The organism is Trichocoleus sp. ST-U2 (assembly GCF_039961875.1).
Taxonomy (GTDB): Bacteria; Cyanobacteriota; Cyanobacteriia; order Cyanobacteriales; family FACHB-T130; genus FACHB-T130.
This window is the reverse complement of the sequence record NZ_JAMPJY010000015.1, coordinates 118,682-131,058: the sequence shown is the minus strand read 5'-3', so window position 1 is coordinate 131,058 and position 12,377 is coordinate 118,682. Positions and strand designations below refer to the sequence as shown.

Sequence of the window (12,377 nt, the reverse complement as noted above, 5' to 3'; positions counted from 1 at the left end):
CTCAAATTCTTCTACTTTGAGTCCAGTCAAGCTTTGAAACACATGAGGTTTATTGTGGATAGCGCCGTAGCTCAACATCGTAAACACCTCGGTCTTCGAGCAACAACCCTTCAGTTCTAAACTACTCTATTTCCGATTAAGTCTAATGAACGAGATTATTTAGCCCCGATAAGCACTGCAACAATAGTAATCGCGTTTCGGAGGCTTACAAAAGCGGCAAATATCAGCACTGTGCGAACCGGATAGATTGTTATTCACAGTTTTTGGACTTCAAGCTTTCCTCTGATACTGACCAGGTTTTTTAAAGTAAAAGCTTTTCGGGGTAATGTTTTGCAGAGTTCGTTATGGTTCTGTTTGTCAGTTAACTTCCATGAGTCTACCTTCACCCGTATCGGATAGGCGACGCTTCCTTTGCTCTTCCGCACTCAATAGGAGTCAGCCCAGATGCAGCGATTTTTAGCTGATGAGATTTGTAATCGTGAGATTTTTCTGGGTGAAAGCTTTACTCATCAAAGGTTTTAACGATTTGAATGTCTTGAATTCTACAGAAAAGAGAGGTCGAAACATTCGCTCAGCAAAGGTTCTAGCCTTAAAGTTGTTTTTGCCGCGTTTGCTAAACAACCGGATTCAATGCGGTCATCGAGAGCGTTTTGCCGTTTTGCCTTCTGAGTCATTTCCTCCTTAAGTAGGATGAAGTGCAGGAGCCAGGAGCAAATCCTTAAACTACAGATGTATAAGTTCAGTTCCCACAGAATCGATCGCTCAATGCTCACCCCTAAACCATTCATCCGTTACTCCCAAACTTTAGAAGTCAAGCAACCCGACGAGGAGCGGCTGATTCGCGAAATCGTTGATTCCGTTGCCCGGCAGGGGCAGAAGGTGTTTGATAAGCATCGCCATGCCATGCGGGGCGCTCATGCCAAGAGTCATGGCGGACTGAAGGGGGAACTGAGGATCTACGACAACTTGCCTGCCCATCTCGCGCAGGGATTGTTTTGCCAACCCCGCACTTATCCGGTGATGATTCGCTTCTCAACCGTTCCCGGTGACATCATGCCGGATGGTCTATCTTGCTTCCGCGGCATGGGCATCAAGGTTATTGGCGTGGCAGGACCGAAGCTCCTGGAGACCGAACCTGATGCTGTGACTCAGGACTTTTTGATGATCAACAGTCCGGTCTTTCCATCGGGCACTATTGCTCGCTTTCTCCCAGAGCAGTTGCTCCAGGAAAAGGTTGTGGTCAGTGCCCCAGAGGAGGCACAACAGCTATTCGGAACGGTTGCTCGAATGACCAATGCGATGACTCAGAAAGTAGGGATCAACCTCTATCCAAGCGCGTTAGGTCTCACCCAGCCCGAAACTCACATTCTGGGGGAAACCTACCATACCTCTGCTGCCCTGCGCTATGGAGATTACATTGCTAAATTGAGCGTCACTCCCGTCTCTGCCAGCCTTCAGCCGCTCATTGGCAAACGCATTGATACACAGAACGCTTCTGTACTGCGAGATCTAATCGTTGAATTCTTCCGGCAACAGTCTGCCGAGTATGAACTACGTGTCCAGCTTTGCACGAATCTAGAGACGATGCCGCTCGAGGATGCGTCGATTGAGTGGTCAGAAGGGGAAAGTCCTTACCAGGCGATCGCCAAACTCACAATTGGGATGCAGGAGGCATACAGTCCTGCCCGGCAGGTGTACGTGGATGACGTCTTGTCGTTCAACGCCTGGCATTGTATTGCAGAGCATCAGCCGCTGGGATCGATTCAGCGTTTACGCAAGGAAGTCTATGAGGCGTCCAGTCGTTACCGTCATCAGATGAACCAGCAGCCCAACAGGGAACCACGAAGCATCGAGGAAATGCCGGACTAGGAAGCTGCTAGCGGTGTTAGATGCCTAAAACTCAGCACCAGCGATATATGAGAATCCGCTGCATTGGGCTTGTTAGGCAGGGATTATGCGATGGGTTTATAGGTAATCGCATTAGCTTGCATCAACAATCTTAAATTCAACTCAGGATCAAGTTCAGGTAGAAACCAGTACTCTAACGCTGGCAACCATGCTTCTTGCATTTGAAATAGTTTATCTAAAAACTTTTAATGTTTGGTCGTTGGATGAAACTCTGCAATACCCAATTTTCATTAAAACGTCTTATAACTCATTTATTAATTGTCTCACAAGACATAAATAAAAAGATGGGTTATAAGACACGGTATCAATGGGTTTCAGGCGCGTTGTACTAACTTTAAAAATGTATCTCATAAACGGTCCGATGCGAGAGTATCTAACAGATAGCGTCAATAAAAGAGAAAGTGATCGACCTCAATTCTTTCTAGACTGAACGAGTGATCGCACTCGAAGGTTTCCAGCTTCACGAAGTCCAACCGTTAACCGATGGGTTGAGGGGAAGGTGGGCAATCTCCAAAAAGTGATTGCCCATGACGGCTACTTACTTGTCACACTGATGTTTGGCGTACTGGCTAGGAGACTCACCAATCCAGTCACAAACATCACTATACATCCGTGATCGCAAACGCGGTCCGAGGTTCAAGGTTGCAGGCTTCGCCGTCACTTCCGCACCAGATTCAGGCTCGTTGCCCCGTTTGTGAACTGCTAAGACGGTCGGGATATCTCCTCGCCATTCCCACACCGAACTGCCACTATGTCCCCCCGTTGTATTGCAGTTGTACATCATGTAGCCGCTATCAACGGCGCGATCGATCTTGCAGCTATCACCATACATATATCCCCCACACTGACCTTTCTTTGTGCCGTTATCGAGTGGTGAAGCAGCACACTGTTGGTTGGCGACGGGGTAGCCAAGGTTGCGGACGCTTTTTCCTTTGTAGGCATTGAGGTTGTTGTACCAGCCCATCCCCATCCAGCCGAGACTTGCCGTGTTAGGGTCGTCTTCCAGAACGATCAAACCGTAGTCCCATGACAAGCCAAACGTTCGAGCATATCGTCCAGCCATCTTGCGTGGTGTGCCGTTGAGCTTTGTGGTACCTTGCTGACCGGGCGAGAAATAGATGGGCCAGTACCATGTTCCTTTGCCGTCGTGGAGACAATGCGCCGCCGTGACCACATGGCGTGGTCCGACCAATGTCCCCGTACAAGCGCCCGTTCCTGTTTCACTGCCTGAGAGCGATCCAACCGTCCGGTAGGGGTAGCTGGTCAAATCGCTGGTTTTATCAAAAACCTTGCGATCGTCATCTCCGAGAAGAACCGCGACGGCATCTGTCTTGTTGATAGTTAAATCAGACGCAGACGGCTCACCAAGCTTTCTGTTGCTTTTGGCTTTTGCGATCGCAAACTCAGAATTGTCACTAGAACGACGGTCTTGAGGTGATTCTTCCGGCTTTCCTTTAAAGTCACGCGGGATACCCAAAAATTCTCGTGGTTCGTCCGCTTGTGGGGAGGGTTGGTGCGATCGACGGTACATCCGACCATCTTCTAAAACAACATAAGCCGCCGTTTCCCTTGTATCGCGGCTTGATTCTGCCACAGCAGCGGGATCATCCGGCATAGGCGCTTGATTCACCTGTCCAACGGGTTCCCAGCCAGCTTGCCTGAGCGACCGATCGGTGACGTTGTTCGTAATAGAACTTTGTGCGATCGCACTGGAGGCTTCTGCGATTAGCCCTGCGTGATTCAACAGACCAACAAACCCTATTCCAAGGAAGATGCAGATAGCATAACGCAGCGATCTTTTTGTCTGTAAGCCTTTGATGATTTGAAACATTTTCTCCTTTCCTTTTTTGTGTAATTTTCAGGAAAAAATCAGGAAACTTGTGAGAGGTATATCAATGGATAGGAAGCTTAGGACAACAATCAATTCACAAAGTACGCTGTTGAAGGCATCTACTGCCGACTTGTCCTTGAGAGAACAAGGGGCAATGTCTACATAACAATTGAAGAGGCTAAATTTTTAATTAGCTTTGTTCAAAGTAAGCTTCCAATTTGTATTACCAACCTGTTCGCCAGAAAGCTTGTTACTGTTTTGAAGTTTGCATTTGAAAAACCAACTAGTTTTTTTGTTTTTTTGCTTGAATTCCAAAGTTACATTATTAGAACTCAAAGAAGCAACTACAGTACCACTGTCAAGAATAGAATTATTTTCTCCTATAAATTTCCAGGTTCCTTGCTGGCTTACTCCTGGGTTTATAACCATTTCGACATAGGTTGACGTATCATCACCTTGAGGATAAAGAGACCCTTCCCAGTTACCAACAATCGAAGATGGGGAAGTAATTACGTCATTAATTTGAAAGGGATTAGCCTGCCATGATGGTAAGGGGTTTGCAGAAACTTGAGAAGTGCCGCCCAAAATTGCCATTGTGGAGGAAAAAGATACCGTCATCAAGGTTGCAAGGATAATGGATTTTACAGGCAGTGCAACTGGCTTCAGAATGCTTTGGAAGATATTCGACTTAATAATGCCAGAGGGAAAAGTATGGTTGTTTTTCAATGTTTGTTCAAGCCCTGGTTGAAGCTCTATGGCAATTAATTTAACTGAAAGTCGTTGGTCTTGAATGTTATTGTTATTCATGATGATTCTCCAAATAATGCTTTTGTTTGTGTAGAATGGAGTAACTTTCTTTGTCCCCTGTAATTGGCTTATTAGGGTTGAGTTTTTCGGATTATGCATTTGAGCAAGAGCCTTAACTTGTGTTCCCTGTGATTGGTTTATTGGGGTTGGGTTTTTGGGATTATGCATTTGAGTAGAAGCCATCTGGCTTAAAAGTGCGAAAAAAAACTCCCCTGCACAAGGTCAGAAGGAGAAGAAGAAAGTTACACTGTTCTAACTTTAGTGACGAATGGCGCAGTCCTACCCCACAGATGAACCTAGTCAGGCGAGGATTAGAAAATGCATATTATAGAAGTCCATTTATTGAGCTTATTTTTGAAGTTACTGCCTAAACAAATTTACTCCAACAGGAATTTCTGTGTCCTCAAAAAGTTTTTGCAAGATAACCATAGTTTGAGTCTAAAAACCGAGACGAACACGGATGTCATCAATGTTACTGCTAAAAGTGAACGTATCGTAAATCACAAACCAGTTAACTGGATCGACTACTTTGGGATAGAGTATTATTGCCGCTTCTTCCCTGTTCCTATCGAAGGAAAATTTATCCAGAATTTGTCTGGCCTGTTCAGAGCTGAAATAAGACTGACGAGCTACAGGAGCAAGAAACTCTAGCTTGTCATCATCAAAATTCTCTCTTCCAAGCGCTTGCAGGAACTTGAAGAAAGATTCATCTGGCATGGTTTTGGGTTGAGGCTCATGTTCGAGTTCTTCATTGCTGAGGCTAGGCGTAGTATCGAAATAAGCAGGCGCACCCTGACAAGCGATCGCTGCATTGGTTTCGGAGATACCTGAGTTTATTGCCTCTGTCATACATTGCACAATCGGATTTTTTGCAGATGCTTGAAGAGGGGCAAGCAGATTGCTCACTAAAATTGTTGCAGAAATCGACATAGTTGAGATGAAAGCCTTGGATAGAAAGTTCGCCATCGCAATTACTCCTTATTGGAGTTTCTCCTGTTAAAAATGGTTGTTGAGTTGACTTGTAAACCCTTTGATTAGCTTGAGAGCCTTTGACTAGTACAACTCGGCGGAAATAGAATACCTATTAAACCGCTAATACCTTACTGTGATAATTACGTCTCGGATGAAGACTTTGTGTTAGCATGCGAGACATTAATAACGATATTGACGAATATGAGTTGACCTTCTCCGTCAATACCAGCGCCTGCAAGGGTAAACCGAGATTAATTACCAGCCAGTCGTTCAGAGAGGTGGCAAACCTTATCGATAATCAGTGTGGCGTTGCTGTAGTTGGTATTCGCTACTGCTTTGAGGAAGCAAGGAAAATTTTGGCAACCACCGATCAAATCTTCAATTTCGCTGAGAAAGTAAAAATAGGCGTTAAGGGGAGAACGTGAATTGTGTAACTTACATCCTCTGGAGACTAACTGGGCTAAAAGCCAAATAAATCATAGAGTCTGACGGGGTGGTCACCCCGTCAGAAATATCAGCATACTAACGGTTGATAGGACGATTAGTCGGCTGGCTTCTCTGCATCAAAAGATTATTGATATATCTTTCTGCTGCACTTCTAGATTCTGCTGAGAAAGTATCTTTGGTACCGTTTGGGACAACATTCGCCTTATTGGCCTCAATCTTGCAGTAATGAACCGCGCCTAGTTTGTCTTCATGGCTGAGTTTATCCCATGCTGACACGTTACTTATCCACTTCCAGCACTCATTAAACTTTTGATGGTTGTATGCTGCATGGGCATCCCGTGCCCCGATGGTAACTAGAATCAATCCTAATGCAGCTACTGTAATGAGCTTTTTCATGGTCTTTTTATCTCCTAGTTGACTTTCTACTTTTCCAAACTCGCTCAGCTTGCCTAGAAAACGACAGGCTCGTGAATTCTTTGATTGGCTTACTGGGGTTTGGTTTTTGGGATTATGCATTTGAGCTTGAGCCTTAGCTTGTATCCTCGTGATTGGCTTATTAGGGGTGAACTTTTCGGATTATGCATTTGAGCTTGAGCCTTAGCTTGTATCCCCGTGATTGGCTTATTAGGGGTGAACTTTTCGGATTATGCATTTGAGCTTGAGCCTTAGCTTGTATCCCTGTGATTGGCTTATTAGGGGTAAGCTTTTTGGTTTATGCACTTTTCCAGAAGCCTGACGTTTGTAGCTTCAATTTATTGGCAAAAGCTAAATGATGGAACCTGAACAAGTAGTTTGTGCTAGTTTTTGGTTATTAAATAAACTATTAGCTCTGCCAAGGAGCTAATAGTTTAAGAAGTGAGTATTCCTCTCACACTCATTCGCACATCTGCCTGAATAGCAGCGGGAATGGCAGTAAGTGCTATAAAGAGATGGCAAAAATCATTTTTTGCAAAAGGTTTAATCAACCCGGATAAATTGAAACTTGCCTGAGTTCTATAGCAAAGCTTTTGAAGGAACATGTGATGAAACTATCCACAAAGCACTTGGGTTGGTTGCTAACATTAGTTTTCCTAGCACTCGCTTCCGGACAGAGCCAAGCACAACCCATCACACCGGAATCAAGCCCGGATGGTACTAACACTGTTGTTACTCCTCAAGAAAATCGCTTCGACATTACTGGCGGCACTCAGTCGGGAGCCAATCTTTTCCACAGCTTTGAGCAGTTTGGGCTTAATTCTGGGCAGATTGCTAACTTTGTGTCAAACCCAGAAATTCAAAATATCCTGGGTCGCATTGTCGGTGGCGATGTCTCGGTGATTAATGGCTTAATCCAGGTCTCGCAGGGAAATTCAAACCTCTTCTTGATGAATCCAGCAGGGATAATTTTTGGTTCCAATGCAAGGCTAAACGTGCCTGCTGCTTTCACGGCAACCACAGCTACGGGTATTGGTTTTGGGGAAAGTTGGTTTAATGCTGTTGGTGCTAATAGCTATGCTGCCTTGGTAGGAAACCCCAACACTTTTGCCTTCACGACTTCTCCACTAGGCTCAATCATCAATGCTGGAAACTTGGTAGTGGCAGAGGGTCAAAACTTAACTCTGCTAGGTGGCACTGTGATTAATACTGGCACAGTCTCAGCACTGGGAGGTTGGATTACAGTAGCAGCAGTACCGGGAAAGAATTTGGTGCGGATTAGCCAGGAGGGGACGGTGCTGAGTTTGGAACTACCCTCTAGTGGGAGTAATCGGCCAAATTCTCTACCCTTCACCCCTCTTTCTTTGGTGGAATTGCTGACAGGGGGAGACCTGGCTGATGCTACAGCAGTGACGATTAATGATGATGGCACAATATCACTAACCGGATCTGGTTTAAAGGTAGATGCAAATGCAGGTACAGTTATTGCCTCTGGTCGTCTAGATGTTTCAGACACAGCACCTGGTCAAACTGGGGGTACTGTGCAGGTGTTGGGAGATAAGGTAGGGCTTTTGGGCGCTGAAATTAACGCCTCTGGTACGTCGGGCGGCGGGACAGTGCTGATTGGTGGCGATTACAAAGGTCAGGGAACGGTGCCGAATGCATCTCGCACTTATGTTAGTAATAATTCGGCAATTGCTGCGGATAGTTTACTTGACGGGAATGGTGGTCGGGTACTTGTTTGGGCAGATGAAGTGACTGCTTTCTACGGCAATATTAGCGCTCGTGGTGGTAGCTCGGCGGGTGATGGGGGATTTATTGAGGTTTCGGGTAAGCAAAACTTGATCTTTGATGGCACTGTTGATGTAAGTGCTAGTAACGGCAATTTAGGGACTTTGCTGCTTGACCCGACAAATATCATTATTTCTAATGAGCCAAGTACCGGGGGGGTTAATGCCGCCTTACCAGATATATTTCAAGGTGATTTGGCTGGGGAAATTACGATTAACGCCACAAATCTCCAAAATCAGACAGGAAATATTGTTCTAGAGGCTAGTAATAATATTACGATCGCCGATGGTGTATCGCTGAACTTTGGCTTTGCTCCTGCTGCTGGGTCGATTACATTTACAGCAGATGCAGGAGTGAGTGATGGAATTGGGTCTTTTTCGATGGATCGAACTCAATCGATTACAACTCGGGGAAGAGATTTAGCAATTTTCGGAGCAAGTATCACTACGGGGAATCTAGATACGGTTGGATTTCCAGGAGGTGATGGTGGCGCTATTAACCTTAATGCCACTAACGGTAATATTGTCGCTGGCGACATTGATTCTTCTGCGGGATTGGTTAGTGCAGGAGTTCAGGTTAGTTCAGGAGGTCAGGTTAGTTTGGATGCTGGTGGTGATATTCGCTTTAATAGCATTAACACCCAAAGTAGCGGTCTGGGTGTGGGTGGCGACGTCAGCATTTTCGCTAACGGAGTTGTCAGGGGAGAAGGAACGATAGGCAATTCTTCAGTGCCTGTAGGTACTACCATCTTCACCAGAGGAACTTCTCAGGGAGGCTCCGTTACAATTCAACATAATGGTGGATTGGATAACTTTCAGTTTGTTGTGGGAGATGCGACTAACAACGGTACAGCCGGAGCAATTAGGACTGGGAATGGTGCTGGTAACGGTCAAACTCTTGATGCACAGACTATTCCGAATGCCAACACCACAATCCAAAATAACAACACCTTTGTAGTTGGCGATCCCGATCCTAATAGCGATGGGATTAGTATCACTTTTATTAACCAAGCACCGACGCTAACGGTAAATTCCCAACTAACTGATACTCAGCAAAATCAGCCACTTACGTTTACCTTTGCAGATTTAAATCCGATCGCAAGCGATGCCAATGGCGACAATACCTTAATCCGGATTGATGCGATCGCAGCAGGAACGCTGACCAGAAATGGAGTCGCGCTCAGTGCGGGTGATACGATTAACGCCAGCGATATTTTAGTCTACACCCCGCCCCAAGATGCCACAGGTTCTGTAAACGCTTTTACTATTAGCGCAACTGATACCGTCTCCACCTCAGCGCCATCCCAAATTGCGATTAATGTTACTAACCCGCCGCAACCCCCAGACCCCAATCCGCCGCAACCCCCAGACCCCAATCCGCCGCAACCGCCCCAAGCCGTTCCGCCCAATCGACTACCTATTAACTTGCAACCTGAGAGCGATCGTCTATTACTAATCGGGGAACCTCTAGCCCAGTCACCTTCCCTCACGGAACTGGCAATCCTTCAAGGCGTTTTGCCCGAACCTTCGCTACTACTGGTTCCTCCAAGCCAATGGAAACAACGCTCGGGTAGTACACCTGCTGGCGTCTCTACACTAGATAGACTTACACCTAGGCCTAAGCCCTCTCTTGTAACACAAGGACTGTATTACCCTAATTTCACCTGGTCACCTCCACCTGATGATGGAACTGGTGATGGAACTCCTCAACCTGGACTTACACCTACACCTACACCTACACCTGCACCAGTAGCTCAACCTGATGTTCCAAAGGTAACAGACCCGCCTGGATCGGGAGATTCCTCAGTTGCCAGTAAGCCCAATCTTACGAACGCAAACGATTCGCCGTCTGCGGAACCAGGACGCACCAATTCAGATAGCTCTGTTACTGCCTTATCACCTTCGGAAAGTTCCTCTTCGGCATTGCTAGAACAGAACAACACTTCCTCGTCACAACAAAATACTCAGCAGGGTTCGGCGATCGCGCAAAAGATGGAAGATTGTCAACAACAGGTTAAGGCGATCAATAAGACTGGGGCAGCTAATCGCACTCAAGGGAATTATGACAACCTTATAAAGTGCTACAAGCAAAATCTAGACGTTGCTACAAAAGAAAAAAGTTTTGAGTGGGAAGCCTATGCCCTAAACAATTTAGCCATTTCCCACTTTGTAGCCGGAGATTACCTTAAGGCAATTGAGTTCCACCAGCAGCAACTGGGAAGAGCGCGACAGGCTCGCAGCCGCGCCCAAGAAGGTATCGCTTTATCAGGCATGGGTGCAGCTTATGCTGCCCTTGGGGACTACGAAAAAGCGATCGCCTACTACACCCAAAGCTTAGGAATTACACCAATCGAATCTGCTCCCCAGTGGAAATCGCTAACGCTAAGAAATCTGGGCAATGCCTATCTGGCTCAAAATGATTATCAAAAAGCCATTCAGTATCAAGAAGAAAGTTTGAGGCTTTCTCGAACAATTGGCGATCGCCAGGGGGAAATGCAGGCTTTGGGAAACTTAGGGAATGCCCAGGCAATTTCCGGTGACTTTAATCGCGCCACTGAATACCAGCAACAAAGCTTGAGTCTGGCACGGGAACTGGACAATCGCTTAGAGGAGGCACAAGCCCTGTTGGGTCTGGGTACAACCTACTCTTACCGCCGCGGCTATGCCAAGGCGGTCGAGTACCATCAACAGAGTTTAGTAATTGTTCGAGAACTTCAGGCGCGGCTAGGAGAAGGTATCACGCTAACTAATTTAGGTGATGCTCAATTTCACTTAAACAAGCTACTTGAAGCTGAACGAACCCTATTAGATGGAATTGAAATTTGGAAGTCTCTGCGTGCTGGACTGGGTACGAATGATGCTTTCAAAGTCTCCATTTTTGAAACTCAAATTGCCGCCTACCGCAATCTTCAAGAAGTTTTCAGCGCTCAAAATAAAGTCAATGAAGCATTAGAAATTGCTGAACAGGGACGCGCCAGAGCCTTTGTAGAGTTATTAGCCCGACGCTTAGCTGAAACTGACAAGGCTAACCTAACAACTCAAGCACCGACAATTGAAGAAATTCAACTAACTGCCCGCATCCAAAACGCCACGATTGTTGAATATACAATTATCCGCGACCAATTCGTCGAGACGCCTCACGGTGCATCTGTCCAACAAAGTGGACAACCCCAAGATTCAGAACTGTTTATTTGGGTGATACAACCAACTGGTGAAGTCGCATTTCGTAGGGTTGACCTGAAGTTCCTACAACGGCAATCGTCATCGGTAGAAGACCTTGTTCGTACCAGTCGTATTTTACAAGGTCCTCGCGCTGGTAAAGGAGAGATAGCAAGGTCACAACTTCATAAATTGTTGATTGAACCCATTGCTGATATTCTGCCAAAGGAGCCTGAAGCGCGGATAATTTTTATTCCTCAAGAATCCCTGTTTTTATTACCATTTCCGGCATTACGGGATACCACTGGTCAATATCTGATTGAGAAGCATACAATTTCGACAGCTCCAGCAATTCAAGTATTGACACTGACCCATCTACAACGTCAACGGTTGCAGGCACAGTATTCACAAAGGTTTCTAGGAAAGGAGGTTTTAGTAGTGGGTAATCCGACGATGCCCATCCTCAAGATTAAGGAAAAATCTCAGCAACTTTCACCGTTACCGGCTTCTGAAGCGGAAGCCAAAGAAATTGCAAGACTTCTGAATACCAAAGCCATCCTCGGCGACAACGCCACCAAAAGTTACATTTTGCAGCAACTACCCGCTGCACGACTGGTGCATCTAGCTACTCATGGGTTGCTTGATGATATTAGAGGATTGGGTATACCAGGTGCGATCGCTCTTGCGCCCTCAGCCAACGATGATGGTTTCCTCACTGCTGGAGAAATACTGAAGCTAAAGCTCAATGCCGAATTAGTTGTTTTGAGTGCTTGTGACACAGGACAGGGGAAAATTACAGGAGATGGCGTTATCGGGCTGTCTCGTTCGTTGATTGTCGCTGGTGTTCCAAGTGCCGTTGTGTCGCTCTGGGCAGTGCCGGATGCCCCAACTGCCCAATTAATGACCGAGTTTTATCGCTATCTCTCTTCAAATCCTGACAAAGCCCAAGCACTACGTCAGGCAATGCTGACCACAATGAAACAATACCCGCAACCGTATAACTGGGCCGCTTTTACCCTGATTGGTGAAGCCGAATAAAGCGACTGTTG

General features: G+C 46.1%; 7 protein-coding genes. 3 read left to right on the top strand and 4 right to left on the bottom strand.

The window, feature by feature from the left end:
* The first annotated feature begins 729 nt into the window (after positions 1-729).
* Positions 730-1,869, top strand: a complete 1,140-nt coding sequence (locus tag NC996_RS12760; protein WP_199303398.1) for a catalase family protein — start codon at positions 730-732, stop codon at positions 1,867-1,869.
* A 577-nt stretch (positions 1,870-2,446) separates the two neighbouring features.
* Here the strand turns inward: NC996_RS12760 and NC996_RS12755 are convergent.
* The 3 genes from NC996_RS12755 to NC996_RS12745 all read right to left on the bottom strand — a co-directional run bounded on the left by NC996_RS12755 (position 2,447) and on the right by NC996_RS12745 (position 5,512).
* Positions 2,447-3,739, bottom strand: a complete 1,293-nt coding sequence (locus NC996_RS12755) for a trypsin-like peptidase domain-containing protein (protein ID WP_190690599.1) — start codon at positions 3,737-3,739, stop codon at positions 2,447-2,449.
* 186 nt (positions 3,740-3,925) lie between these two features.
* Positions 3,926-4,729: a hypothetical protein gene (locus NC996_RS12750; RefSeq protein ID WP_190690601.1), complete on the bottom strand. Its 804-nt coding sequence runs from the start codon at positions 4,727-4,729 to the stop codon at positions 3,926-3,928.
* Between the two features lie 255 nt (positions 4,730-4,984).
* Complete coding sequence (locus tag NC996_RS12745) at positions 4,985-5,512, bottom strand: DUF4476 domain-containing protein (RefSeq protein ID WP_190433903.1); 528 nt, start codon at positions 5,510-5,512, stop codon at positions 4,985-4,987.
* 176 nt (positions 5,513-5,688) lie between these two features.
* On the opposite strand from NC996_RS12745, the gene NC996_RS12740 reads away from it, so the two are divergent.
* On the top strand, positions 5,689-5,943 hold the full coding sequence (locus tag NC996_RS12740) for a hypothetical protein (RefSeq protein WP_190433905.1): 255 nt from the start codon (positions 5,689-5,691) through the stop codon (positions 5,941-5,943).
* A gap of 97 nt (positions 5,944-6,040) precedes the next feature.
* On the opposite strand, the gene NC996_RS12735 is transcribed toward NC996_RS12740, so the two are convergent.
* Positions 6,041-6,361, bottom strand: coding sequence for a hypothetical protein (locus tag NC996_RS12735; protein WP_190433907.1), 321 nt, complete (start codon positions 6,359-6,361; stop codon positions 6,041-6,043).
* A 626-nt stretch (positions 6,362-6,987) separates the two neighbouring features.
* On the opposite strand from NC996_RS12735, the gene NC996_RS12730 reads away from it, so the two are divergent.
* The gene (locus tag NC996_RS12730; protein ID WP_190690603.1) at positions 6,988-12,366 is read left to right on the top strand and encodes a CHAT domain-containing protein; all 5,379 of its coding nucleotides are present in this window, start codon (positions 6,988-6,990) and stop codon (positions 12,364-12,366) included.
* Positions 12,367-12,377 lie beyond the last annotated feature (11 nt).

Excerpts from the sequence above, each read along its gene's own strand:
- NC996_RS12735 (WP_190433907.1), bottom strand. The coding sequence starts at position 6,361 with ATGAAAAAGCTCATTACAGTAGCTGCATTAGGATTGATTCTAGTTACC.
- NC996_RS12730 (WP_190690603.1), top strand. The coding sequence starts at position 6,988 with ATGAAACTATCCACAAAGCACTTGGGTTGGTTGCTAACATTAGTTTTC.
- NC996_RS12745 (WP_190433903.1), bottom strand. The coding sequence starts at position 5,512 with ATGGCGAACTTTCTATCCAAGGCTTTCATCTCAACTATGTCGATTTCT.
- NC996_RS12740 (WP_190433905.1), top strand. The coding sequence starts at position 5,689 with ATGCGAGACATTAATAACGATATTGACGAATATGAGTTGACCTTCTCC.
- NC996_RS12750 (WP_190690601.1), bottom strand. The coding sequence starts at position 4,729 with ATGGCTTCTACTCAAATGCATAATCCCAAAAACCCAACCCCAATAAAC.
- NC996_RS12755 (WP_190690599.1), bottom strand. The coding sequence starts at position 3,739 with ATGTTTCAAATCATCAAAGGCTTACAGACAAAAAGATCGCTGCGTTAT.
- NC996_RS12760 (WP_199303398.1), top strand. The coding sequence starts at position 730 with ATGTATAAGTTCAGTTCCCACAGAATCGATCGCTCAATGCTCACCCCT.